19 protein-coding genes and 4 pseudogenes are annotated in these 25722 nt (G+C 70.3%); 13 read left to right on the plus strand and 10 right to left on the minus strand.

What is annotated here, in order from left to right; genetic code table 11:
• Positions 1-169 precede the first annotated feature (169 nt).
• Positions 170-1309, plus strand: coding sequence for an LLM class flavin-dependent oxidoreductase (locus tag BUS84_RS35045; RefSeq protein WP_074319349.1), 1140 nt, complete (start codon positions 170-172; stop codon positions 1307-1309).
• Positions 1306-2007 (plus strand): FMN reductase, encoded by a 702-nt coding sequence (locus tag BUS84_RS35050; protein ID WP_074318611.1) that lies wholly within the window; start codon positions 1306-1308, stop codon positions 2005-2007. The genes BUS84_RS35045 and BUS84_RS35050 overlap by 4 nt, the downstream gene beginning before the upstream one ends.
• On the opposite strand, the gene BUS84_RS35055 is transcribed toward BUS84_RS35050, so the two are convergent.
• Both BUS84_RS35055 and BUS84_RS36890 read right to left on the minus strand, forming a co-directional pair.
• Positions 1937-2824, minus strand: coding sequence for a universal stress protein (locus BUS84_RS35055; RefSeq protein ID WP_074319350.1), 888 nt, complete (start codon positions 2822-2824; stop codon positions 1937-1939). The genes BUS84_RS35050 and BUS84_RS35055 overlap by 71 nt on opposite strands.
• A gap of 112 nt (positions 2825-2936) precedes the next feature.
• Positions 2937-3430 (minus strand): annotated as a pseudogene (locus BUS84_RS36890) (universal stress protein); the annotation flags it as partial.
• Between the two features lie 212 nt (positions 3431-3642).
• Here BUS84_RS36890 and BUS84_RS35070 point away from each other — a divergent pair.
• Positions 3643-4122, plus strand: coding sequence for a GNAT family N-acetyltransferase (locus BUS84_RS35070; RefSeq protein ID WP_074318612.1), 480 nt, complete (start codon positions 3643-3645; stop codon positions 4120-4122).
• 175 nt (positions 4123-4297) lie between these two features.
• Here the strand turns inward: BUS84_RS35070 and BUS84_RS35075 are convergent.
• From BUS84_RS35075 to rfbA, 4 genes and pseudogenes are all read right to left on the minus strand, one after another.
• Positions 4298-4984: pseudogene (locus BUS84_RS35075) on the minus strand (SDR family oxidoreductase); the annotation flags it as partial.
• A 134-nt stretch (positions 4985-5118) separates the two neighbouring features.
• Positions 5119-5533, minus strand: a pseudogene (locus BUS84_RS36895) (GDP-mannose 4,6-dehydratase); the annotation flags it as partial.
• Positions 5534-5588: 55 nt separating this feature from the next.
• Positions 5589-6158 (minus strand): annotated as a pseudogene (locus tag BUS84_RS35090) (dTDP-4-dehydrorhamnose 3,5-epimerase family protein); the annotation flags it as partial.
• Complete coding sequence (gene rfbA, locus BUS84_RS35095; RefSeq protein WP_074318615.1) at positions 6155-7042, minus strand: glucose-1-phosphate thymidylyltransferase RfbA; 888 nt, start codon at positions 7040-7042, stop codon at positions 6155-6157. The gene rfbA and the pseudogene BUS84_RS35090, both read right to left, overlap by 4 nt.
• A 481-nt stretch (positions 7043-7523) precedes the next feature.
• On the opposite strand from rfbA, the gene BUS84_RS35100 reads away from it, so the two are divergent.
• The 4 genes from BUS84_RS35100 to BUS84_RS35115 all read left to right on the plus strand — a co-directional run bounded on the left by BUS84_RS35100 (position 7524) and on the right by BUS84_RS35115 (position 12552).
• Positions 7524-8918 carry a sugar transferase gene (locus tag BUS84_RS35100; RefSeq protein WP_342199403.1) on the plus strand — a complete coding sequence of 465 codons (1395 nt, stop codon included), beginning with the start codon at positions 7524-7526 and terminating at the stop codon, positions 8916-8918.
• Positions 8919-8989: 71 nt separating this feature from the next.
• A complete protein-coding gene (locus BUS84_RS35105; RefSeq protein WP_074318616.1) occupies positions 8990-10342 on the plus strand; it encodes a UDP-glucose dehydrogenase family protein in 1353 nt (450 codons plus the stop codon).
• Between the two features lie 170 nt (positions 10343-10512).
• On the plus strand, positions 10513-11589 hold the full coding sequence (locus BUS84_RS35110; protein ID WP_074318617.1) for a GNAT family N-acetyltransferase: 1077 nt from the start codon (positions 10513-10515) through the stop codon (positions 11587-11589).
• Positions 11590-11619: 30 nt separating this feature from the next.
• Positions 11620-12552: a glycosyltransferase gene (locus BUS84_RS35115; protein ID WP_074318618.1), complete on the plus strand. Its 933-nt coding sequence runs from the start codon at positions 11620-11622 to the stop codon at positions 12550-12552.
• Positions 12553-12557: 5 nt separating this feature from the next.
• Here BUS84_RS35115 and BUS84_RS35120 read toward each other — a convergent pair whose 3' ends face one another.
• From BUS84_RS35120 to BUS84_RS35135, 4 genes are all read right to left on the minus strand, one after another.
• Entirely contained in the window at positions 12558-13250 is a 693-nt protein-coding gene (locus BUS84_RS35120) for a polysaccharide deacetylase family protein (RefSeq protein WP_074318619.1), read from the minus strand.
• Complete coding sequence (locus BUS84_RS35125; RefSeq protein ID WP_074318620.1) at positions 13231-14097, minus strand: glycosyltransferase family 2 protein; 867 nt, start codon at positions 14095-14097, stop codon at positions 13231-13233. The genes BUS84_RS35120 and BUS84_RS35125 overlap by 20 nt, the downstream gene beginning before the upstream one ends.
• Entirely contained in the window at positions 14094-15425 is a 1332-nt protein-coding gene (locus tag BUS84_RS35130; RefSeq protein ID WP_244298824.1) for a glycosyltransferase family 4 protein, read from the minus strand. The genes BUS84_RS35125 and BUS84_RS35130 overlap by 4 nt, the downstream gene beginning before the upstream one ends.
• Before the next feature lie 183 nt (positions 15426-15608).
• Positions 15609-16241 carry a hypothetical protein gene (locus tag BUS84_RS35135; RefSeq protein WP_143728609.1) on the minus strand — a complete coding sequence of 211 codons (633 nt, stop codon included), beginning with the start codon at positions 16239-16241 and terminating at the stop codon, positions 15609-15611.
• A gap of 241 nt (positions 16242-16482) precedes the next feature.
• On the opposite strand from BUS84_RS35135, the gene BUS84_RS35140 reads away from it, so the two are divergent.
• The 6 genes from BUS84_RS35140 (at position 16483) to BUS84_RS35165 (ending at position 25705) form a co-directional block, all read left to right on the plus strand.
• Positions 16483-17463, plus strand: coding sequence for a YveK family protein (locus BUS84_RS35140; RefSeq protein ID WP_074318622.1), 981 nt, complete (start codon positions 16483-16485; stop codon positions 17461-17463).
• Entirely contained in the window at positions 17438-18805 is a 1368-nt protein-coding gene (locus BUS84_RS35145; RefSeq protein WP_143728610.1) for an O-antigen ligase family protein, read from the plus strand. The genes BUS84_RS35140 and BUS84_RS35145 overlap by 26 nt, the downstream gene beginning before the upstream one ends.
• Positions 18802-20277 (plus strand): oligosaccharide flippase family protein, encoded by a 1476-nt coding sequence (locus BUS84_RS35150; protein WP_074318624.1) that lies wholly within the window; start codon positions 18802-18804, stop codon positions 20275-20277. Before BUS84_RS35145 ends, BUS84_RS35150 begins: the two co-directional genes overlap by 4 nt.
• Before the next feature lie 14 nt (positions 20278-20291).
• Positions 20292-21095 carry a glycosyltransferase family 2 protein gene (locus BUS84_RS35155; RefSeq protein WP_074318625.1) on the plus strand — a complete coding sequence of 268 codons (804 nt, stop codon included), beginning with the start codon at positions 20292-20294 and terminating at the stop codon, positions 21093-21095.
• A 26-nt stretch (positions 21096-21121) separates the two neighbouring features.
• On the plus strand, positions 21122-22312 hold the full coding sequence (locus BUS84_RS35160; RefSeq protein WP_074318626.1) for a hypothetical protein: 1191 nt from the start codon (positions 21122-21124) through the stop codon (positions 22310-22312).
• 399 nt (positions 22313-22711) lie between these two features.
• Positions 22712-25705, plus strand: a complete 2994-nt coding sequence (locus BUS84_RS35165) for a N,N-dimethylformamidase beta subunit family domain-containing protein (protein WP_244298825.1) — start codon at positions 22712-22714, stop codon at positions 25703-25705.
• The last annotated feature ends 17 nt before the right edge of the window (positions 25706-25722 follow it).

Here is a 25722-nt window from a genome sequence, read left to right on the forward strand (position 1 = left end):
GTCCCAGGGCGACTGGCATCCACTGTCAGTTTCCGGCGGCGTGTCCGGCTCCGGAACGAGTGACCGGTGCCACCGGGGGACCGTCCGCCAGCGGAATAGTTGCGCCGTCAAATAAGTTGTGCGCAACGTCCGGGTGCACGGCCCGGTCGGACACGGCGAGGAGCTAGTCATGCAGTTCGGAGTCTTCACCGTCGGCGACGTCACGGTCGACCCGACCACCGGTCGGGAGCCGACCGAGCATGAGCGGATCAAGGCGATGGTGGCCATCGCGTTGAAGGCCGAAGAGGTCGGTCTGGACGTCTTCGCCACGGGCGAGCACCACAACCCGCCATTCGTTCCCTCGTCGCCGACCACCATGCTCGGCCACATCGCGGCGCGCACCGAGCGGCTGCTGCTGTCCACCGCGACCACGCTGATCACCACGAACGACCCGGTGAAGATCGCCGAGGACTTCGCGATGCTCCAGCACCTCGCCGACGGCCGGGTGGACCTGATGATGGGCCGCGGCAACACCGGCCCGGTGTACCCGTGGTTCGGCAAGGACATCCGCGCCGGCATTCCGCTGGCCATCGAGAACTACGACCTGCTGCGCCGGCTGTGGCGCGAGGACGTCGTCGACTGGAAGGGCCGCTACCGCACGCCCCTGCAGTCGTTCACCTCGACGCCGCGCCCGCTCGACGGAGTTCCCCCGTTCGTCTGGCACGGCTCGATCCGCAGCCCGGAGATCGCCGAGCAGGCCGCGTACTACGGTGACGGCTTCTTCGCCAACCACATCTTCTGGCCCAAGGAGCACACCCAGCGGATGATCGAGCTCTACCGGGAGCGGTACGCGCACTACGGCCACGGCTCCGCCGACCAGGCCATCGTCGGCCTCGGCGGGCAGGTGTTCATGCGGCGCAACTCGCAGGACGCGGTCCGGGAGTTCCGACCGTACTTCGACAACGCCCCGGTCTACGGGCACGGGCCGTCGCTGGAGGAGTTCAGCCGGGAGACCCCGCTGACCGTGGGCAGCCCGCAGCAGGTCATCGACCGCACCCTGAGCTTCCGTGACTACGTCGGCGACTACCAGCGGCAGCTGTTCCTGATGGACCACGCGGGGCTGCCGCTGAAGACGGTGCTGGAGCAGCTCGACCTGCTCGGCGAGGAGGTCGTGCCGGTACTGCGCAAGGAGTTCGCCGCGCTGCGCCCGGCGCACGTGCCGGAGGCGCCGACCCACGCCTCGCTGCTCGCCGCGGCGGGCGGCGCCAAGGACAGCACCGTGCACGCCGTCGACGACGTGACGGGCAAGGCGCCGGAGGTGGCCCGATGACCCGCCGCACCCTCGCCGTGATCTCGGCCGGCCTCAGCCAGCCGTCGTCGACCCGGCTACTCGCCGACCAGCTCGCCGCGGCGACCCGCGACGAGCTGGTCCGGCGCGGCGCCGAGGTGGAGCTGCGCGTCATCGACCTGCGGGAGTACGCCCACGACGTGGTGAACAACCTGCTCACCGGGTTTCCGCCGGCCGCGCTGCGCGAGGCCATCGACGCGGTGACCGGGGCGGACGGGATCATCGCCGTCACCCCGATCTTCAGCGCCTCGTACAACGGGCTGTTCAAGTCTTTCTTCGACGTGCTGGACGCCGAGTCGCTGGTCGACCGGCCGGTGTTGATCGGGGCCACCGGCGGCACCGCCCGGCACTCGCTGGCCTTGGAGCACGCCGTCCGCCCGATGTTCAGCTACCTGCGCGCGGTGGTGGTCCCCACCGCGGTCTTCGCCGCCCCGGAGGACTGGTCCGGTGGCACCGTCGACGGCGCGCTGCGGGGCCGGATCAGGCGTGCGGCCGTGGAGTTGGCCGACCAGGTCGAACGTCGGCTGCCGGCCACCGGCCCGGCTGACCCGTTCGCTCTGACCACCGACTTCCTGCAGATGCTCGGTCGGGGCGACGACGACGCCCCGGTCACCCCGCCCGGTCGTACGGGTGCGCCACCAGCACCGGACAGTGCGCGTGCTGGATCGCAGCCTGGCTGACCGAGCCGAGCAGCAGTCCGGTGAATCCGTGCCGGCCCCGGGTGCCCACGACCAGCAGCGACGCGGTGCCGCTCGCCTCGATGAGCCCCCGGGCCGGCCCGGCCGCCCGGACCGGATGTTCCCGCACCACCAGGCCGGGATGCTCCGCCCGTACGGCGGTGGAAGCATCGGCCAGCAGCCGCACCGCCTCGGCCTGGTACGCGGCCTGCGACTCCTCGACTTCCTCGGGTACCGACCGGTCGCCGTCCGACGGGCCGACATGCACCAGCACCAGCGGGACCTTTCGGCGTGCCGCCTCGTCGGCGCCGTACCTCACGGCGAGCCGGGAGGATTCGGACCCGTCCACGCCGACCAGCACCGGCGCGTCCACCGGGATCGGCTGCTCATCCGGGCGCACCACCAGCACCGGGCAGTGCGCGTGCGCGGCCACCTGCGCGCCGACCGAGCCCAGCAGCAGGCCGGCGAATCCGCCCAGCCCTCGACTGCCCACCACGACGAGTTCGGCCCGGCGGGACTCCTCGACCATCGTCGCGCCGGGGCCGCCCGCGATCTGCCGCACCTCGACGCTGAGGCCGGGCCAGCGGTCGGTCAGGTCGGCCGCCGTCCGCTCCAACATCTTCTGCGCCTCCTCGGAGGGCGCTGGCACCCCGAGGTCGTACGGGTTGAGCGGCACGCCGTAGCCGAGCGGATGCAGGTAGCCGTGCACCAGTAGCAGCGTCCGGGACCGCGCGACGGCGGCCCGGGCGGCGTGTTCGGCGGCGGTGAGGCTGGTCGACGATCCGTCGACGCCCACCACGACGGGTCGGTACATCGGCATCCTTCCGTTCGGCTCCGCCCATTGTCGACGAGCTGCCCGGCCCGCGGTGCCCGAACTCCGACGGCGTCCGCGCCGGCCGAGGGGGGGAAGGGGCCGGCCCGGACGGTGGGGGTCAGCCCGCGGAGTGGCCCCGGCGGTGCCGGACGATGGCCAGCGGGCTGCGTGCGTGGTGCAGCACCGCGTGGCTGACCGAGCCGAGCAGCAGCCCGCCCAGGCTGCCCCGGCCGTGCGCGCCAACCACGGCCAGCCGCGCGTCGGCGGACTCCGGGACCAGCGCCGCCACCGGGGCGGCGGCGACCAGCCTCCGCCGTACCCGGACCTCGGGGTGGCGCTCGGCCCAGCCGGCGACCTCGGGGTGGCGCTCGGCCCAGCCGGCGACCGCCTCGGCGAGCACCCACTCCTCCTCCGCGCGCAACTGCTCCGGGTCGTACGCCAGCGGCACGATGTCGCCGTGCCGACCGGGGCCGGGTAGCGCCAGGCGTGCACCGCCACCAGGTCGGCGCCGCGCTGCGCTGCCGCGGCGAACGCGAAGCCGATCGCCTCGGTGGAGAGCGTGGAACCGTCCACCCCGACCACGACCGGGCCGTCGGCGGGCGGTGCCGCTCGCGTGCGCCCCGGTGGCGGAGGCGGCCAGGGCGCGTGCCGGCGGACGGGACCGGCGACGGGTCCGGGGAAGGGTCATCTCCCGATGGTCCAACCTGGCACGCCCGCCCGGGCCGCTCCGGGCAACATGTCCACCGCCCGGGTGAAGCCCGGACCGCCGCCGCGGCGATCCGGCGACCGCGCCCGACGTCGGTGGGCGCGCGTATCCTCCGGCGGTGACCAGTGAGGTGCGGCTCCGCCCGGTACGCGACGATGACCTGCCCGCGTTCTTCGCTTACGAGCAGGATCCGCAGGCCAACTGGATGGCCGCCTTCGGCCCGGAGGACCCGGCCGACCGGGCCGCCTTCGACGCCCACTGGGCGCGCATCCGGGCCGACCCGCGCATCGTTCCCCGCACTGTGACGGTCGGCGGCGAGGTGGTCGGGCACGTGATCGCCTTCCCGGTCGGAGAGCGCACCGAGGTCAGCTACTGGATCGACCCGCGCCGCTGGGGCCGGGGACACGCGACCGCCGCGCTCGGCGCGCTGCTGCGCGAGCTGCCGCAGCGGCCGGTGCACGCCCGCGCCGCCAAGGACAACGCCGCATCCCTCGCCGTGCTGCGCAAGTGCGGCTTCGTGGTGGTCGGCGAGGACTACGGGTACGCCAACGGCCGCGGCGCCGAGGTCGAGGAGTATTTGCTGGAGTTGCCCGCCTAACAGGTCCGACCGGTGGCCAATGCCTCAGCCAGGGCCGATCGCCAGTCCGCCAGCGGCCGCAGATTCGCCGCACCCCCGCGGCCGTGGCCCAGGACGCTGTACGCCGGACGTGGCGCGGCCGCCGGTAACCGTCGCTAGCTGTCGGCCCGATGCGGTCCGGGTCGAGGCCGCGTACGGCGAACACGGCGCGTGCCAGGCCGTACCAGGTCGTCTCGCCCGAGGCGGTGCCGTGGTAGACGCCGGGGGCGGCGTGGCCGGCCAGCGCCGCGCCGGTCAGCGCGACGAGCTACTCTGCCAGCCGGTATGACCAGGTGTGCTGCCCCCGCTGGTCGTTCACCACGTCGAGCCGCTCGCGTTCGCCGGCGAGCCGCAGCATGGTCGCGACGAAGTTAGGCCCGTGCGCGCCGTAGAGCCAGGCGGTGGCACGACATAGCCGGCGTCGGGGAGCAACCAGGTCACGGCGAGCTCTCCAACGGGTTTGGTGCGCCGTACGCGTTGACCGGACAGGTCGGGGCGTCCTCCGGGTACGGCTCGGTGGCGTCGCCCGGAAGACGTAGTCGGTGGAGATGTGGATCATCCGCGCCCCGGTCGCGGCGCAGGCGCTGGCCAGGTTGGCGACCGCGTCGCCGTTGACGGCGGTGGCGGCCTGCTCCCGGGCCTCGGCTCCGTCGACGTCGGTCCACGCCGCAGTGTTGATCACGAGGTCGTGCCCGGCGACGGCGTCCCGCACCGCGTCCGGGTCGATGATGTCGAGGTCGGCGCGGGTGGTGGCGGTGACCGACAGGTCGTCCCGCGACCGCAGCACGGCCAGCAGATCCCGCCCCAGCACGCCGCCGGCGTCGGTGACCAGCAGGCGACTCACGCGGCGACGGCCGGTCCGTTGGCCGCTTCAGCGGCTCCCACCAGGCCCCTTTGTCCCGGTACCAGCGCACCGTCTGCGCCAGACCGCGCTCGAGGTCGACGCTGGGGGCGTACCCTAACTCGGCGCTGATCTTGGCCGTACACCTCGTCGATGGAGACGTGCACGAACCGCTGCGTGCCGTGCCGCAGTGCGGTGTCGAGCAGGGTCTGGGTGCCCAGCACGTTGGTGACGACGAACGGCGCGGCGCCCGCGATGGGCCGGTCTACATGGGACTTGGCGGCGAATTGGACGATCACGTCATGGTCGGCGACGATCGTCGTCGACGAGGGCACTGTCGCAGATGTCACCCGGCACGAGCCGCGGCCGTCGGCCATCCCGCACCGGCGCCAGGTTCTGCGGCTTTCCGGAGTAGGCCAGCTCATCCAGCACCGTGACGGCGGTCGCCTCAACCTGCGGGCCCCTCGGACCGGTGCTGCCCGGGCCGGCCAACCGCATGCGCACGTACTCCGACCCGATGAGTCCGACTCCGCCGGTGACCAGGATTCTCATCAGTGACTACCTTCCGTCGAGGCGGGGGTCGTACCGGGTTCCGGCCGGCCAGCTGGGACCGGCAGGTCGGGTAGTCCGGGATCTGGCCCGCTGCCCGAGCTTCGGCCACGGTCGGCGCCGCGGTGTCCCGCGCCGACAGCAGCGGCGGCTCGGTCGGCCAGCTGATCGCCAGCTCCGGGTCGAGCGGGTGCATGGCGTGCTCGGCGGCCGGGTTGTACCTGGTGGAGCAGAGGCAGCTGAGGGTGGCACCGTAGGTCAGCGCGCAGAAGCCGACCCCAAGCCCTCGCTCAGGTAGACCGCGCGACGGTCGTCGTCGTCGAGATGGACCGCCTCCCACCGCCGGAACGTCGGAGAGCCCAACCGGACGTCCACCACCACGTCGATGACCGCCCCCGGACGCACGTCACGTACTTGGCCTGGCCGGGGGCACGTCGGCGAGGTGGATGCCACAGACGACGCCGTGCGCGGAGATCGAGAGGCTGGCCTGAGCGAGCCGCAGCGGATGGCCGACCACGGCGGCGAGCCGGCCGAAGTGGTACCACTCCAGGAACAACCCGCGCGGATAGCCGTGCTGCTGCGGGCTGATCTCCCAGGCCCCGTCGATGCTCAACGGCCGGATCTTCATCGTCGCACCTCCCGGCCGTGCTGCTGGTCCAGCAGGCCGAGCAGGTAGTCGCCGTATCCACTCCTGGACAGTGGCTCGGCCAACGTCCGCAGCTGGTCGTCGTCGATCAGCCCTGCCCGCCAGACGACCTCCTCGACGCACCCGATCTTCATGCCCTGGCGCTCCTCGACGACCCGAACGAACTCGGCGGCCTGCATCATCGACGTGAAGGTGCCGGTGTCCAGCCAGGCGGTGCCCCGGTCCAGCACTGTCACGGACAGCTCGCCCAGCTCCCGGTAGATCTCGTTCACCGCTGTGATCTCCAGCTCGCCACGTGCGCTGGGCGTGAGCTTGCGGGCGAAGTCGACCACCCGGTTGTCGTAGAAGTACAGCCCGGGCACGGCGTAGCGGGACTTCGGCCCCGCCGGCTTCTCCTCGATCGAGAGCACTCTGCCGTCGGCGTCGAAGTCAACCACTCCGTACGCCCCGGGGTCAGCCACCTGGTAGGCGAAGATTCGACCGCCGACGAGGTCTGCGTGACCGGCGAGCTGCCGGCCGAGCCCGACGCCGTGGAAGATGTTGTCGCCGAGCACCAGGGCCACGGATTCGGCGCCGATGAAGTCGGCGCCGACGAGGAAGGCCTGCGCGATTCCCTCCGGGCGTGGCTGTACGGCGTACTCCAGCCGCAGCCCCAGTTGGGCCCCGTCACCGAACACGCGGCGGAACTGGTCCTGATCCTCGGGTGTGGTGATCATCAAGATCTCGCGTACGCCCGCCATGATCAATGTGGACAGGGGGTAGTAGATCATCGGCTTGTCGAAGATTGGCATGAGTTGCTTGGACACTGCACGGGTGATCGGCCACAGCCGCGTTCCGGTGCCGCCGGCGAGAAGTATTCCGCGCATGGCGCGAGGCTACCGGCCGCGAAGGGTCACCTGGGGACCGAAAACCGAACGATTCTGACAACGTCCGAAAGTGTCACCGCCGCCTCGTTCGGTTGACCAGGGCAACTGGACGGCCATTGTGAAACGCCGGTTCGGTATGCGGCCGGCCGCCAGTCAGCGCGTGCGTAGTCGGCAATTCGACTTTGGCTCAGAAATGCCGAACACGATGCTGGCGCATTGAGTCCGTGGTCAGCATGCTCACCTCAGTCGGTCCCGCTTACGCCTCTGGGAAGGGGATCCCGGACGCACAGTCTTCGCGGGTACCACCAACTCGAGCCGGACGACGAGCCGCAGGGGTGTGGCTGGTCGGCCCGTGTACGTGGGGCGGTGTGCATTGGTAGAAATCGCGCAAGTCATTGACGACACGACTAGGCGGCAGGGTGAGTGGGCGCCGATAGGCCATTCGGTCAATCCACTGCGGACTGGCTGGCAGTCCCGTTACGTGGCCAAACTCTGCCTCGTCGACCTCGCGGCAAGTGCCGGGTCGGCCGGGGTGGCGCTGAGCCTTAGATTCGGCCCGGCGACGGCGGAGCCGTACAACCGTGGCCATCTCTGGCTCACCCTTGCGCTGCCGTTCGCCTGGGTGCTGGCGCTCACCCTCAACCGAGCGTATGAATCGCGCCATCTATTCGTAGGAAATGATGAGTACGTCCGGGTCTTCCAAACCGGTCTCGCCGTTACCGCCACGTTGGCGGTCGTCTCCCTCGCGTTCGACTTCCGACTCGCCAGAGGCTACGTGATCATCGCGATGCCACTGGTCACCGTCGCCGGCGTCGCGATGCGCTACCTGGTCCGCCAGCAGCTCCACCGGTCGTGGGCCCGCGGTGAGCGGCTGCACCGGGTGATCCTGGTCGGGCACGAAACCGCCGTCGCGGAGATGACCAGGAGGCTGCGCCGCGAGTGCTACCACGGGCTCGGCGTGGTCGGCGCCTGTCTCCCGCATCTGCCGGTGGGAACCGCGGAGCCACGCGCCAGCGGGCTGCCGCCGATCCTCGGCACCTTCGCGGACGTTCCGGCGGCCGTCACGGGCGCGGGCGCGGACACGATCGTCGTGCTCTCCTGTCCCGAGATGGCGGGATCCGCCCTGCGCCGGTTGGGATGGCAACTCGAACGCGACGAGGTCGACCTGATCGTCGCCAGCAACCTCGTGGACGTGGCCGGCGACCGCACCACCGTCCGACCCGTCGACGGCCTGCCGATGCTGCACGTCGAGCACCCTCGGTTGAAGGGCGGCCGGCGGGTCGTCAAGGCGGTCTTCGACCGGGTGTCGGCGCTCCTGCTGCTGATCGTCGCCGCCCCGGTGCTGCTCGCGATCGCCGTGCTGGTCCGGATGAGCCCGGGTGCCGGTGGGCCCGCCATCTTCCGTCAGGTGCGGGTGGGCAAGAACGGCCGGCCGTTCCGCATCTACAAGTTCCGGACCATGTACGTGAACGCCGAGGAACGCCTGGCGGAACTGCTCGACCGCAACGAGACCGACGGGGAGCTGTTCAAGATGCGCCAGGACCCCCGGGTGACCCGGGTCGGGCGCTGGCTGCGCCGGCTCTCGCTGGACGAGGTCCCGCAGCTCGTCAACGTGCTCAGGGGCGACATGTCGCTGGTCGGACCGCGGCCGCCGCTGCCGCGCGAGGTGGCCAACTATCCGTCGGACATGCGCCGGCGTCTGGTCGTCAAGCCCGGCCTGACCGGGCTGTGGCAGGTTTCCGGCCGGTCCGACCTGTCCTGGGAGGAGTCCATCCGACTCGACCTGTCGTACGTGGAGAACTGGTCGCTGACCATGGACCTGGTGATCCTGGTCCGCACGCTGAGCGCCGTCGTCCGCAGTTCCGGAGCCTACTGACCGCCCGCACCCCGTCATCGCACGACTGGCGCACGCGCTGTCGGTCGCGTCCTGATCCGTCTGGAGGAACCATGAACACCGGGTGTACCGAACCGGTGGATGGCGCTGCCCACAGGCTCACCGTCATCGGCACCGGCTACCTGGGGGCCACCCACGCGGTGTGCATGGCCGCGCTCGGCTACCAGGTGCTCGGCGTCGACGTCGACGCGAACAAGATCGAGCGGCTGGCCGCGGGCGAGGTGCCCTTCTTCGAACCCGGGCTGCCCGAGTTGCTGGCGAAGGCGCTGGATTCGGGGCGGTTGCGCTTCACCACGTCCTTGGCCGAGGCGGCCGACTTCGGCGACGTCCATTTCCTCTGCGTGGGGACCCCGCAGCGGGCCGGTTCGTACGCGGCTGACCTGCGGCATGTCGAGGCAGCGCTGATCACGTTGGCCCGTGGCCTGCACCGACGTGCGCTGGTCGTCGGCAAGTCCACGGTTCCGGTCGGCACCGCCGCCCGGCTCACCGACCTGATGCACGCCGTCTCGCCGGCCGGCGACGCCGTGGAGCTGGCCTGGAACCCCGAGTTCCTCCGGGAGGGCTTCGCCGTCGACGACACGATGCGTCCCGACCGGTTGGTGTTCGGCGTTTCCTCCCGGTGGGCCGAGCGACGCCTGCGCGAGGTGTTCGCTCCGGTGGTCGACCAAGGCTGCCCGGTGCTGGTGACGGATCCGCAGACCGCGGAGCTGGTCAAGGTCGCGGCGAACGGCTTCTTGGCCACCAAGATCTCGTACATCAACGCCATGGCAGAGGTGTGCGAGGCCAGCGGCGCGGACGTCCACGACCTGGCCACGGCCCTGGGACTCGACGAGCGGATTGGCAGCCGGTTCCTGCGGCCGGGGCTGGGCTTCGGTGGCGGGTGCCTGCCCAAGGACATCCGCGCGTTCATGCACCGGGCCGAGGAGTTGGGCGTGGGGCGGGCGGTGGCCTTCCTGGGCGAGGTGGACGGGATCAACCAGCGCAGCCGGGAACGCATGGTGGACCTGGTACGCGATCTTGCCGGCGGGGACCTGCGCGGGGTCCGGGTGGCGGCCCTGGGCGCGGCGTTCAAGCCGAACTCTGACGACATCCGGGACGCGCCCGCGCTCGACGTCGCGAGCGCCCTGCACCGGGCGGGGGCACGGGTGTGGGTCTTCGACCCGGTGGCCATGGCCAACGCGCGCCGGGCGTATCCGGCGCTCGAATACGGTGACAGCGCCTTCGATGTGGCGACCGGCGCGGACGTGGTGGTGCTGCTGACCGAGTGGTCGCAGTTCCGGGAAATCGACCCGGCGGCGCTGCGTACGGTGGTGGCGAGGCCGCGTATCGCCGACGGCCGGCACGCCCTGGACCCGGCCCGATGGCAAGCGGCGGGTTGGGAGTACCGGGCCCTTGGCCGCCCGTGAAGCGCCGGAGCGTACCGACGGCTGGGCCCGGCCGTCCGAACGGTGCCGACGGGCCACCACAGGTCCACATGCACAGACGGCTAACCGACACCGGCCCCGGTTCACCTTTGCTTCGGAAGCGGGCACGATGAACCGCGGCGAAAACAGCGTTGTCCCGGGAAAGGCGACCGATGCAGATCTCCGTTGTCCGTCCGAGTGACCTCGGCCCGGCCGAGGTCACCGAGTGGCGGCAGATGCAGGAGTCCCAGCCGAGGCTGCAGAATCCCTTCCTCGCCCCGGAATTCGCCCTCGCGGTCGGTCGTAGCCGCCCCACTGCCCGGGTGGCGGTGCTGCAGGACGGCCCGAAGATCGTCGGCTTCTTCCCGTATGAGGTGAGGCATCGGGTCATCGGAGTGCCGATCGGCTCCGGCATCTCCGACTGCCAGGGCCTGGTGCACCGTCCCGGCCTGGACTGGGACCCGGTCCGGCTGTTGAAGGCGTGCGGGCTGGCCGTGTGGGAGTTCGACCATCTGCTGGCCGATCAGGCACCCTTCGCGCCGTACCAGGCTCGGGTGGCCGGGTCTCCCATCATCGACCTGTCGAAGGGCTACCAGAGCTACGTCGACGACCGGATGACCGACGGGAACCTGATCCGGCAGGCGCTGCGCAAGCAGCGCCGCATGGTGCGCGAGCTCGGCGAGGAGCGGTTCGAGTGGGAGGACCGCAGCGAGGGCGTGATGCTCGCGCTGCGGCGCTGGAAGTCGGACCAGTACCGCCGGACGCAGCAGTACGACCGGTTCCGAACGCCGTGGATCCAGGCGGTGCTTACGGAGTTGTCCCAGTCGTCCGCAGCCGACTGCCGGGCCGTGGTCTCCACGCTCTACGCCGGAGACCAGCCCGTCGCCGCCCATCTCGGGCTGCGGAGCCGGTCGGTGCTCGCCTACTGGTTCCCCGCGTACGACGTCGACCTGGCGCGGCACTCCGCCGGCATCCTGCTCTGCCTCCGCATGGCCGAGGCCGGTGCGGCCGATGGGATCGAGCACATCGACCTCGGCAAGTCTGAGGCGCTCTACAAGAGCCGGCTGACAAATGACGAGGTGCCGGTGGCCGAGGGACGCGTTGGCCGATCGTGGGCGGTGGCCGGCGCCCGGCGGGCACAATTCGCGCTGGCGCGCTCGGTGCGCACCGGCGCCGTCGGGGCTCGACTCCGCAGCGGCGGGACGGGCCGAGTCCTGCGCGGTATTCGCGCCCGGCTGCACGAGCGGTGACAGGCGGCATTTCATGGCTGGGAGCACCTGATGAGCGTTACCGAGGTGAGGGTTGCCGTCGTTGTGGTGACCTACAACAGCGAGCGGCTGCTGCCTGATCTCCTCGCGGCACTGGGCCCGGGGCTGGGCGCGTTGTCCTGGCACCTGACGGTCGCCGACAACGCCTCCGCCGACGGCACCGTGGCCGCCTTGCGTCGCCTGGCGCCCGAGGCGACCGTGGTCGAGATGGGACGCAACGCGGGCTACGCCGCCGGTATCAACGCGGCCGTGGCCGTAGCGCCGCCGCACGCGGCGGTGCTCGTGCTCAACCCCGACGTCCGGCTCCGGCCGGGCTGCGTCGAGACCCTGCTGGCCGCCCTCGGCACGAACGGCACCGGCATCGCGGTGCCGCACATCGTGGATGATGCAGGCGCGCTCATCCCGACCCTGCGCCGCGAACCCACCATCCTCCGTGCCCTCGGGGACGCCATTCTCGGGGCCCGGAGAGCCGGCCGTTACGCCGTGATCGGCGAGGTGGTGACCGACGATCGCCGGTACGCCCGGGAGTCGGTCACCGACTGGGCCGAGGGTTCCACGCTGCTGATCAGTCGAGAGTGTTGGCAGCGATGTGGCCCCTGGGACGAGTCCTTCTTCCTCTACTCAGAGGAGACCGACTTCGCCCTGCGGGCCCGGGACGCGGGTCTCGTTACGCGCTTTGTACCCGGTGCCCACGCCGTGCACCTGGAGGGTGACTCCCGGCACTCACCGAAGCTGTGGGCGCTGCTCACCCTCAATCGGGTACGCCTCTACCGCCGCCGGCACGGCCTGGCGTGTACCGCGGCCTACTGGTTCGTGCTCCTGGCTCGTGAGGGCAGCCGCGCCCTGCTCGGCCGGCAGACCAGCCGGGCAGCAGTGCGGGACCTGCTCAGGCCCGCGAAGATCCGGGAGGTGCCGGGGCCGGCGACCGTGCACTCCGCCAGGTGAGCCAGCTACCGCCAGCGCTTGGCCACACTCACCAGCTCGCCCCGGATTCGTCGGGGCCAGCCTCGGCTGGCCTCGACGGCAGCCCGCAGGGTGGCGGGCGTGTCGTCGCGGCGGACGCTGAACCTCGGCTGGAGCCACGCCGTTCGCTTGGCCGGCCGGCGGTCACTGGTGAAGACTGCGGTGTAGCCCAGCCGCCGGAGCTCGCCGAGCGCCCTGCGGTCGTACTGCCCAAGCGGGCAGGCGGCCGTCGTGACGTCCTGCTGGACCACCTCGACGAGACGGTACCGGGCCGCGACGAGCTCGTCGTACGTGGTCTGCTCGTCCATTCCGCGCCACGAGCGGTGGTGCATTCCGTGCGTGCCGATCGTCATGCCGTGACCCTGCAGTTCCCGTACGTCGTCTGCGTCCAGGCTGCCGGCCGTCCCGAGGCGCCCCGCCAGGACGAAGAACTCGGCCGACAGGCCGCGGGTGGTGAGCCCGGGCAGACCGATCCGCACGTCGGAGAGGTTGCCGTCGTCGAAGCTGATCCGCGCCGCCGGCCAGCTGAGCAGGTCGTCCAGGATGGCGTGGAACTGGTCCGGCCGGATCCAGTAGCGCTCCTCGCCGGGCTCGAGGTCCCGGCGCGGCTCGCCGATGCCGTGGAAGCAGATGTTGACGGTGGTGCCGGTCGGCACGTGCCTACCGTCGGACTCGGGCATGCGCCTCTTCCTGTCGGGACGAGTCGTCGCGCCCCCAACCGGCCGCGCCTTCAGCGTGGCTCCGGGCGGACAGCGCGGCGAGGACCGTGATCGCCACATAGCAGAGCGCCGCCGGGGCGAGCCAGGGCCGGGGGAGGACCACGTCACGGAGCCAGGAGAGGCGGGCCGCGGGGTGGACGCGCGCCCCGACCTGGCCCTGGCCGGCGGCGGCACGCATGGCCGAGTTGCCTCTGCGGACCCGGCTTAGCCGGCGCACCAGGTCCCCGGTGCGCCGCGGGGTCGCCACCCGTGAGCTCACCGTGTCGACCTGCCGTTTCTCGGCCGCCCCGAACAAGGAGTCGAGGAAGAGGTCGTCGGCCACGAGCGCCGGGAACCGGTCAAAGCGATGCCGACCGGCCTCGGACAGTCCGATCACGCCGCGCCCGAAGAGACCGTCCCGGAAGACCGGCAGACGGCGGTGGACGCTGAAGTAGGCGCGCACCAGTATCGGCCGGCCGGTCAGGTCGAGCTCCCGGCGGACCGTCGCGGCCAGGTGCGGTCCGTCAAGCGCCGCGGCGACGGCCCGTACCCCCTGTGTGGAGAGCACGATGTCGGCGTCGAGATAGATGCGCGGGAATCCGCGCGTGGCCTCGTCCCCCGCGTTCAGGGCGGCCGGCTTGCCGGCCTCGGCGAGTTCGACGACCCGTACCCCCGGTCGCTCGGCGGCGACGGCGGCGGTCTCATCGGTGCAGCCGTTGGCGACGACGGTGACCTCGAACTCGCCGGGCGCGGCCTCGGCCAGCAGGGCATCGAGGCAGCGGCCGATGACGGCGCGCTCGTTGTGGGCGGCGATGACGATGCTGGTCACCGCGCCGTTACCCGGTCCTCGGTCGCCGCCGACGGGTGGTGCTCGGCCGGCGCCGCGTCGCCCGCCCGCGTGGCCGGTCCGGCGACCGCGCCGGCGGGGGAGACGGGCGTGGCAACGCCGTCGGGGAGTCGCTTGGCGAGGAGCCGGCGCCACACCGCGACGTAGGCGTCGGCCTGGTGCTCCCAGGCGAGGGTCTCCCGGAAGCGGGCCAGCCCGACGGCCCGCATCTGCGCCCGGCGAGCCGGATCGTCCAGCAGTTCGTCGATGGCCTCGGCGAACTCCTCCGGTGCACCGGAGGGGACGTAGGCGCCGGCCTCACCCACGCTGCGACGGGTCTCGAGGAGGTCCACCGCCACGACCGGCACACCACGGCCGAGGTACTCGACGGTCTTGGCCATGGTGGACAGTTCGTTCATCCGGGTCGGCAGGTCGGGCTGGATCGCGACCGTCGCGGTGCGCAGCAGTTCGTCGACGGCCACGCCGTCGAGCCAACCGGTGAACTCCACGACGTCCGTCAGGCCCCGGTCCGTGGCGAGCCTGGTCAGCGCCGGCATGCTCTCGCCGTCGCCGGCGAGCACCATGCGCCAGCCGGTACGCCCGCGGCGACGGATCAACTGCTCGGCGGTCAGCACGGCTCCCTCTACATTGTCCTGTGGTCCGAAGACACCGAGATAGACCACCTTCTGGTCGGCCTGGCGGCCATCCGCCGGGTCGGTGGTTTCGCCCGGCTCGGCGACCTCCCCCCGGGTCGGACCGTTGCGGACCACCGTCACCCGTGCCGGCGAGACGCCACGCCGTACGGCGTTGTCCCTGAACGACTCGTTGGTGGCCACGACCTCGGTGGCCGTATGCAGGGTCAGCCACTCGAAGGCCCGGAGAACCCGGAAGGCCCACTTGTTCGGGGTGCCGACGCGGGACGCGTAGACCTCGGGGCATAGGTCGTGGTGGTCGAAGACCCAAGGGCGGCCCAGGGCCCGCAGCAGCAGCGCCAGCGGCCAGTAGACATCGGGCGGGTTGCACACCTGCACCGCGTGCGCCCGTCCACCGAGCACCTCGGCCAGCAGGCGGACGGCGATCCAGAGGAACGACCAGGCGAATTCGACGCCGTACGAAAGTACCCCGTGGCCGTAGACAAAGGTTGGATAGGGGCGTAGCCGAGTGTTCCGACTGCCCGGCAAAGTGCGCAGGCTTTTGTCGCCACGTGGCGCGATGACGGTGACGTCGAAGCCATTTGCCTCGAGGCTCAGGCATTCCCTGATGACTCGGCGATCGCGTTCGGCGGGAAGGTTGGCCACGAGGATGGTGATGTGGGGCCGGGAATTGATCACGTCCGGGTCACCTCGGTTCACGTTCGAGCTGATTCCCTGCGTACGCTCCCCGCCGCTGATTGAGTAAACAATCAACCGTTGGGTCGCCCGGCGTGTCGGGATGTTTACAGAGGACTCACCGAATGTGCCCGTTTCCTGGCCCTGACCTGCGGCAACGTCGGCAACTCTGATGCGGACGATCGGTCACCGGGTCACGTTCACCGATCGGCGCGTGCCGCGGCGGCGGAAAAATTCGTCGGTCCAGAGGGTCACCGCCAGGGTCGCGATGACGCCGAGCAGCCCGGCGCCGACCAGGGCCCGTGACGGCGAGTGGGGCTGCAACGTCGCGCTCGGCGGGACGAGGACGGCGGTGGTGATACGCAGTTGCCGAGCCACCTTCCACCGGTCCTGCAAGCTCTTGAGCTCCTGCTCGAAGGCGTCCCTGAGGACGGCGAGCGCGCGTAGCCCACTCTCCTCGTCGGATGCGATCGTCGTCATGGTCATCGAGCCGATCACGTACCGGGGCTCCTGGTTGGTGCCGGTGTTGCGGGGCTGGAAGGCGTACGGACCGGTCACTCCCGCCGTCCGCAGGCGCGCCTTCGCGTCGGGCGTGCTCAGCCGCTCCGCCACCGCCGCTCCGGTGATCGAAATGGACGGGTAGAGCCCGGTCATCGGGTTGGGCGCGTAGGGCGAGACCGGCGGCTGCATCACGACGACCTCGGAGGCGAGGTAACGCGGCGTGACCTGGGGCGCGCCCAGGCCGGCCAGCGCGGTGACCACCAGGCCGGTGGCGGCGAGATACCACCGCCGACGCAGCGTCGCCAAGACATCAGACATATACACGCCCTTCGGGTCCTTTCTGGTCCGCTCGCCGCTTATGCTGTGTGACGACTCAGGCGTGGAGGATGCCACGGGGCATGGACGAATGCAGCAAGCAACTCGACCGGATCGGCGGTAGCCGTCGTGCCTCCGGTCTGTATAGCTTGACTTCGACCTTCGGCGCGGAACCGTCCCCGGTGTCGAGGAATGCTCTTTCAATTACCGACGACTGACGTCCTAGAGAAGTTGGAGGGGCGTCGTGGACCTAGGCGAGATCCTCTCGGTGGCTCGCGCCCGCTGGTACATCCTCCTGCCAATGATGGTCCTGGCGGTCGGGCTCGGCATTGCCGCCTTCGTGCTGGTGCCGACCTCGTACCAGTCGACCACCACCGTCAGCCTGCTCAGCTCGCCGGTCGCGACCGATGCAGCCACGCCGGGCGAGCACAACGACAACCCGTTCCTCAACTTCAACGGTTCCCTGGTAGCCACCGCCGACTTCCTCGGTCGCAGCCTCCAGTCCACCGATGCCCAGGCGGAGCTACTTAAGATGGGGGTGACCGAGGACTTCGAGGTCGGGCTGGCTGAGGGCGCGCAGGGACCCTTCCTGACCTTCACCGTCACCGGCACGGACCAGGCCCATCTGCTTGCCTCGACCGCGACGATCGCGCGGTACGCCGAGGCCAAGCTGGCGAAGATCCAGTCGAAGAACGACGTCAAGGAGCGGGACATGGTCCGGATGACCGAGATCATCCCGCCGCAGAAGCCCGAGCCGCAGCTCAAGGACAAGCTCAAGTTGGTGATCGCGGCCGGTGGCGGCACCGCCGCGTTCGCCCTGCTGCTGACGTTCGTGGTGGAGAGCCTGGCGCGGTCCCGCCAGCGACGTCAGGAGCTGGCCACCGCTGCCGCCGCGCCCGCCCCGGTCGCTGCCGGCGGCTCCGCCAACGTGCCCGGCCGACCGGCCCCGGCCCGGCGCCCGCAGCCGCCGCCGAACCCGGAGCGGGACGACCGTGCCGTCCTGGGAAAGCCCGCGGTGGTCACGAACGGCGTCGAGGGTCGCGGCAGTCGCGGCGGAGCCGAGGAGACGGTGATCCTCAGCGTGCGGCCCGGGACGGGTCCGGCTCCGCGGCAGGAGAGCGGGGCGTGGAAAGCCTCGCCGTCGGGGGCGCCGTCCACCACGTACCGGTCCTCTGAGAGGTCCCACCACAGAGGCCAGAATGTCGACCGACGTAACGGAAGCTAGCCTTCCCCCCGCGGTCCCGGCGCTGCGGCGAGCCAGCCGGGTCTATCTCTCCCAGCAGCGCATCGCCAGCCTCGGACCCCATTCACTGCTGACCTTCTACGTCGTTTTCCTGATGCTCGTGCCGTCCCGGTTGGTCTTCCCGGGCATCGGGGCAACCGGGACGGTGGCGAGTCTGTTCGTTCTCGTCGGCCTGGTGTGGTTTCTGGCCAGTTGGCTGATGCGGCGGGCTCGGCCGGCGCCGTTCACCCGGGCGCCGCGGCTCGCTCTCTTCGGCGTCGCGGTGGCCGTGCTGCTCAGCTACGTCGCCGCCGCCCGACGGGACGCGGAGCCGCTGGAGGTGAGCGCGGCCGACCGGGGGCTGATCCAGCTCCTGGTGTGGACGTCCATAGTGCTTCTCGCCACGTCGGTCCGGAACTACGACCACCTCGACCGGCTCTTGCGGGTCTTCGTGCGGTGCTGCACCGTCATCGCGGTCGTCGCCCTGGGCGAGTTCGTGCTGGGGACGAGCCTGACCGCCTGGATCCAGATCCCGGGGATGTCGAGCGGCGCCCAGGAACTGGTCACCAGGGGTGCCTTCGTCCGGCCCACCGCGACCGCCGCGAACACCCTGGAACTCGCCGCCGTCATGGCCCTGGCGCTGCCGTTCGCCCTCCAGCAGGCGTTCCACGGCGGTGAGCGCAAGGCAATGCGCCGCTGGTTGCCGGTCGTGCTGATCGCGATGGGCGCCATCACCACCGTCTCCCGGACCTCCGTGGTGGGTCTGGGCGTGGTGCTGCTCGTGCTCCTGCCGACCTGGAACGCGCGGCGGATCGGGTGGACGTTCGCCACCGTGCTGCCGTCGCTGGCCGTGGCGAGGCTGGCGCTGCCGGGCCTCTTCGTGACGATCATGGGCCTTTTCACCGCGATGTTGAACGGCGGCGACAACAGCACCCAGTCCCGCACCGCGACGAGCGCGAGCGTCAACGCCTACATCGTCGAGCGGCTCTGGACGGGCCGGGGCTTCGGCACCTTCCTGCCGCTGATGTACCGCTACACCGACAACCAGTATCTGCTTGCCTTGTTGGAGATGGGCGTCGTCGGCGTGGTGAGCATCGTCCTCGTCTATGTCACCACGCTGCACTGTGGCGGCGCCGGCCGGCGGCGGTTCACCGATCCGGCCCGCCGGGAGACCGGCCAGGCCTTCGTAGCTGTCGGATTCGTGATGCTGGTGGTGACCTTCACCTTCGACACGCTTAGCTTTCCAATGGTGGCCGGGACGTCGTTCCTGTTTCTCGGTCTTTCGGGCGCGTACCTCGGCATCGCCCGCTCCGAGGAGCTCCAGAGGGGAGATCCGGCTCTGTGACGGACCTGAACCAGAAGGTCGCCGCGGCGGCCCGATGGAGCATGATCAACACCGTCATACGTCGAGTGGGCACGTTCGCCACGGGTGTCGTGCTGGCGCGGCTGTTCTTCGGGCCGTACGAGTGGGGGCTGTACGCCGTCGGGTTGCTGGTCCTGGCGATGCTGCTCTCCCTGAACGAGATGGGCGTCAGCCTGGCCCTCGTGCGCTGGGACGGCGACATCAAGCGGTTCGCGCCGACCGTCCTGACGCTGTCGACCCTCTCCAGCAGCGCCTTCTATCTCGTGCTCTTCGTCACGGCGCCGGCGGTGGCGCGCCTGCTGGGGTCGCCAGAGGCGACGGAAATGCTGCGGCTGCTCTGCCTCACCGTGGTCATCGACGGCATCGCCTGCGTGCCGATTGGCAAGCTGAACCGGGAGTTCCAGCAGTTCCGGCGCACCGTTGTCGACGTCGCCAACTTCCTCGTGAACACCGCCGTCACGATCGCCCTGGCCGCCGCCGGGATGGGGGCGATGGCCTTCGCGTGGGGCTCGCTCGCGGGCAACATCGTGGCGCTGGTCGGGTTCGCGCTCTGTGCCCCCGACATGCTTCGGTTCGGCTGGGACCGGACGCAGGCCGCCCGGTTGCTGCGGTTCGGGCTTCCCCTGGCGTCGGCGAGTCTGCTCACTCTCGGCATCGTCAACGTCGACTCGGTCGTCGTCAGCTCGGTGCTCGGTCCGGCCGCGCTCGGTCTGTACGCGATGGCCTTTAACATGTCGAGCTGGCCGGTCCGGATCGTGTCGGACACCGTGCGCCGGGTGTCGTACGCCGGTTTCTCCCGCCTAGCGGATTCGCCGGAGGCGTTCGCCGCCGGCTTCCAGCGGGCGCTGGCCGTGGTGCTGGCCGCCGCTGTGCCCTGCTGCGTGCTGCTGGGGGTGCTCGCCGACCCGGTCATCCGCCTGGTGTACGGCGACCATTGGGCCGGGGCGGCGGTGGCCCTGCAGTTCCTGGTGGGGCTGGGCCTGATCCGGGTCGCCGTCGACCTGGCGTACGACTGCCTGGCCACCCGGGTGCGCAAGACCCTGATGCTGATGCAGGCCTGGTGGCTGTTCAGCCTGACTCCGGTGCTCCTGTTGTTCGCCCACCGGTTCGGCATCGCGGGCGTGGCCGCCGGGCAGGTGGTGGTGGCCGGTCTGCTCGTCGCACCGGTCTTCGTCGTGGTGCTGTCCCGGTTGGGCATCCGGCCCGCGCTGATGCTGCGCGCCTGCGTCCGGCCGGCGCTCGGCGGGGTGGCAGTGGGCGTCCTGGCCTGGGGGTTGCACCTCGTCCTCGGCGGCGGCTTCCTTTCGCTGGCAATCATCGGGCTGGCCGCAGTGGCGGTCTATCTGCCCTTCGTCCGGCCGCTGCTGCGCAGCGGCCGGACGGACCGGTCGCAAACGGACCACGAGGCGGAGCCTGACGGTGATAAGCCGTTGGCGACGGCCGCACAGAGCTGAGTGGAGACTCATAGATGAGTTGGGTGAAGCGGCGCTTGCGCGCGACCTTCGGCTGGCTGCCTCTCGAGGAGCTGCGCAACAAGGTGCTGCTCGGGCACACCGCGGTAGGGCTCTACCGGTTCGAACGGTCCGAGATCGCCCGGTTGCTGGCCACGCTGCCCGGCGGCGTCAAGCCCCGTGCCCTGGTGGCGACGATCGTGTTGACCTACAAACGGCCGGACGGATTGCGGCGGGCGGTGGAGTCGGTGCTGGCCCAGACCGTGACCGACCACGTCGTCATCGTGATCGACGACGGCGGCGGCCAGATCCCCGAGCTGCCCACCGACCCCCGCCTGCACGTGGTCAGCCTGCGCCGCAACATCAACGTGCTGGGGATCAGCCGCAACATCGGGATGGGCCTGGCGGATTCCCGGTTCGTGGCGTTCCTCGACGACGACAACGCCTGGCATCCGCATCACCTGCAGACCGCGCTCACCCGGCTGCAGGACGACGACCCGTCGCGCCCACGGCCGGACGGGGTCTACACCGCGATGCGCCGGGTGACGCCGGACGGGCTCCAGCGCGACATCCTCTCCGTGGCGTTCGACCGCAAGCTCGCCTGGGAGAGGTGCTTCCTGGATTCCAACCCCTTCGTGGCGAGGCGGTCGTCGGACCTGGTGTTCAGCCGGCTGCGCCGCAGTTCCACGGTGGCGCCGAAGGAGGACTGGGAGCTGATCTACCGGTTCAGCCGGCGCCACCGGGTGGAGCACATCCCCGAGCCGACGGTCGACTACGTGATCAACCCGAATAGCTACTGGACGACCTGGGAACGGATGTAGGTCGGGCGGGACCGGAAGGAGGTCGGGTGTCGATGCCCGGGAAGAGGCGTAGCACCGGCAGGCGATGGCCGGTCCTGGCGGCGGCCGGCGCGCTCCTGGTCGGGGCCGCCGTCACGGTGGTGGCACTGGACCGAGGCGCGGCCGAGCCGACCGGCTGCGCGACCCCGGCGCGGTGCCAGGCGGCCACCACGGCCGGGGCCACGCCCACGCCGGCCACTCCCGCGCCGACCCCCACCGCGGCGGGCTCCGCACCTGCCTCCGCCACGGCGCGGGCCGCCGACTCCACCGGTGGCGGCCGCTATCCCGCTCGCTTCTCGATCGGCGCACCGGGCGTCGGGCGCTACCGGCAGTCGGACGCCCAGCTGCCCGTGCCACCCGGCTACCGGGTGTACGAACCGCACGACCGGGCCAGCAAGGAATGGGACCTGTACGACTGCAAGGGCACGGTCAACCTGGACCGGATCTACTTCCGTGCCTTCATCTACATCGGCACCGACTGCCACGGCACGGTCAACATCACGAACTCGATAATCGCCCCGCCGCCGGGCTCGGCCAACCGGGCCATCCTGGTCAACGCCAACTCCGCCGGCCGCCTCACGCTGAACATCAGGAACACGACCATCCGGCCGGAGCCGGTCGCTGGCGGGCAGCAGAACGCCGCGCTGACCGATCACGCCATCAACGACTGTGCCACCTGCACGATCCGGATCAGCGGCGTGGACGTGGCGAACACCGGCGGCATGTGCCTGTGCGGAGCCAACGTCACCATCGAGCGGAGCTGGCTCCACGACAACTACATCGCCCACCTCACCGACCCGTCCCAGGCGCACACCGGGGGCGTCTTCCCCTACGGCGGCAGTGGACCGGTGACCATCAGTAACAGCCGCCTGGAACCGGGGGTCGACGCCTTCACCGGAAAGGAGGTGCCGGGCTACTGGAAGGCGATTACCGCAGTGTTGTTTACGCAGAGTGAGGGAACCTCCACTTTGCGCGATTACCTGGTTCGGGATAGCTTCATCTCGCTCGGCGCATTCGGCCTGTACGCCCAGGACGGGATCGGCCTGCGGCTGCGCGACAATGTCTTCGGCCCCACTCATTGGGGGCACACCAGCCAATGCGGTTCGGACTGCTCGGTCACCTATGCGGAGTGGTCCAACAATGTCGTGGGCTCGATTGACGGTACGCCCACCGGTAAGGCAGTGCCCCGACCGTCCTGACCGGACTCCGCCCGGTCGGCTGTGCGTAGCGAGCCGAGTGGCTGCGCGTCGGGAACGATCATCGGGCGATACCCGGCGCGATACTGACCGAATGGTGTCGCGGCGCGACACCTGCAGATCTGGTATCTCCCCGGCGCTTAAGTACGCTCAGTAGCGTCCGGCGGCCCTCCTTTAAGAAGCAGGCGATCTGTAATGAGGTCTCGGGTGTTTCGGGCCGCGGTAGCGGCCGCCACGGGAGCAGCCTTGGTGCTGATTCCCGCGTCAGCGAGTTCAGCCGTGTCCGATCCTTGTGGCACCGGCTCCAACCCCGTCGTCTGTGAGAACTCGAAACCGGGCACACCGCTTGACGACTGGTACGGCGAAAGTGCCTGGGGCGATATCGAAGGATTCTCCACCCGGATGAGTATTCAGCCGGGCGAGACGCTCCAGTTGAAGGTACAGTCCCCGACCACCTTCGAGGTCGACATCTACCGGCTTGGCTACTACGGCGGTGACGGTGCGCGGAGGATGCCGACCTCACCGACGAGTAGTTTCCCCGCCCGGACCCAGCCGGCGTGCCTGCACGACGCGGGCACCGGACTGGTGGACTGCGGCAACTGGACCACCAACGTGACCTGGACGGTGCCGTCCGACGCCGTCTCCGGGGTCTATCTCGCGACGCTCGACCAGCCCAACGGCGCCGGCTTCGCGCACGTGCCGTTCGTCGTCCTGGATCCGGCGAACCACTCCGACATCCTGGTGCAGACCTCGGACCAGACCTGGCAGGCGTACAACGACTGGGGCGGCCAGGACCTCTACGGTGGGGGCGGGCCAGCGTACGACGGCCGGGCCTACAAGGTGAGCTACAACCGTCCCATGCGGATCGCCGGCGACAACGGCATCCTCTCGGCCGAGTACCCGATGATTTACTGGCTCGAGCGCAACGGGTACGACGTCAGTTACACCTCGAGCATCGACGTGAGCACCAAGCCGTCAAGCCTGCTCGACCACAAGGTCTTCATGTCCTCCGGGCATGACGAGTACTGGAACCAGGCCCAGTGGAACAACGTGGTCGCCGCCCGCGAGGCGGGCGTGAACCTGGCCTTCTTCAGCGGCAACGAGGTCTTCTGGCGCACCCGGCTGGAGCCCTCCGTCGCCAGCGGTGGCGGCGACAACCGCACCCTCGTCTGCTACAAAATGACCAAGATGCGGCAGAACCCGCCGAACGGGATCGCCGACCCGAGCGGGCAGTGGACCGGCACCTGGGTCGACTCGGTGGGTGCCGGCTCGGGCGGTGCCAGCCCGCCCAACCAGCTAACCGGGACCATCTTCACCGTCAACGGCTACCGCAACGACGCGATCACCGTCCCGGCCGCGTACCGGAACCTTCGCCTCTGGCGGAACATCCCGTCGATCAACAACCTGGCGTCCGGGCAGGTGGCCACGTTCCCCGTAGGCACGCTCGGCTACGAGTGGGACTCCGACGTCGAGAACTCGGTCCGCCCGCCGGGCGCGGTGGCCTTCTCGTCGACGACGCTGGCCATCACCGACGGCACGCTGCTGCTCGACGAGGGGAACAACTACGGGAACGGCACGGCCACGCACAGCCTGGTCGCCTATCGCGACCAGTCCTCCGGGGCCCTGGTCTTCGGCGCCGGCACGGTGCAGTGGTCGTGGGGGCTCAGCAGCCTGCACACGATGCTGCCCAGCACCGAGGACCAGCGCATGCAGCAGGCGACCGTCAACCTGCTCGCCGACATGGGCGCCCAGCCGCTGACCCGGCAGGCCAACCTGGTCGCCGCCACCAGATCCACCGACACCACGGGACCGGCGGTGACCATGACCGCGCCGGCGGCCGGTAGCACCCTGGCGGTCCTCACGCCGGTGACCGTCACCGGGACCGCGACGGAGGTCGGTGGCGGCCAGCTGGGCCGCGTCGAGGTCTCCACGGACGGCGGCACCACCTGGGCGGCGGCCACCGGGCAGGGGAACTGGTCCTACACCTGGACCCCGAGCGTCCAGGGCCCCGCGCAGATCAAGGTGCGGGCCTCCGACGACAGCCTGAACATCGGGGCGGTCACCACCCGGAGCGTGACCGTCGGACCGCAGCAGTGCCCCTGCACGGCCTTTCCGGCCACCGCCGTGCCGACCGGAATCGACTCCTTCGATGCCTCACCGAACGAGCTCGGGGTGAAGTTCCGGGTCGGCGCGCCAAGCCTGGTGACCGGTGTCAAGTTCTACAAGGCCGGCACGAACACCGGCACGCACGTCGGGAAGCTGTGGACCGCGTCGGGCCAACCGCTCGCATCCGGTACGTTCACCAACGAAACCGCGAGCGGTTGGCAGATGCTGACCTTCGCCAATCCCGTGCCGGTCGCCGCCAACACCACCTATGTGGCGTCGTACTACACGCCCACCGGGCACTACTCGTACACCAGCAACTACTTCGCCAACCAGGGCGCGGGGCTGTCGGCCGTACGGCTGCTGCAGTCGGGGGTGGACGGCGCGAACGGCGTCTACCGGTACGGCTCGGGCGGGGGCTTCCCGAACCAGAGCTGGAACAACACGAACTACTGGGTCGACGTCCTCGTCGACACGGTGGGGGCCGAGACCGAGCCACCGACGATCACCGCGAAGACCCCGGCGGCGGGCGCGTCCGATGTCGGGCTCAATGCCACGCCGACCGCGACCTTCAGCCACGACGTTGACCCGCAGAGCATCGAGTACTCGCTCACCTCGAGTGGCGGTTCCGTCCCGGCGGGCTTCCGCTACGACAACACCACGCGCAAGCTGACCGTCCAGCCGCAGCACGCCCTGACCCCGTCGACCACCTACACCGCCTCGGTGCGGGCGACCGACGCCTGGGGCAACACAATGGCGGCGCCGTACACCTGGACCTTTACCACCGGCACGTCGGTCAGCTGCCCCTGCTCGGTCTGGAACGACTCCGTGGTACCGGCGATCCCCAACGCCTCCGAGGTGAACTCCCTGGAGCTGGGCATGCGGATCACCTCGGCACTCGACGGCTACGTGACGGGCGTGCGGTTCTACAAGGGCAGTGCCAACACCGGTACGCACACCGGCACCCTCTGGTCGAACACCGGCGCGCAGCTCGCCACCGGGACCTTCACGAACGAGAGCAGCACCGGCTGGCAGACGCTGCTGTTCAACCAGCCGGTCGCCATCACGGCCAACACACCGTACGTGGTCTCGTACCACACGGATGTGGGTCGCTACGCCTACACGGGTAACCAGTTCACCCAACCGACGGTGTCCTACCCGCTGACGGCGATCGCCGACTCACCGAACGGCGGGAACGGCCTCTTCCGAGCCGGTTCCGGTGTCGCCTTCCCGACCTCCAGCTGGAATGCGGCGAACTACTGGGTTGATGTGGTTTTCACGACGACTCCGTGAACGGCCGCAGGCCCGCA

The organism is Micromonospora cremea (assembly GCF_900143515.1).
Lineage (GTDB): Bacteria > Actinomycetota > Actinomycetes > Mycobacteriales > Micromonosporaceae > Micromonospora > Micromonospora cremea.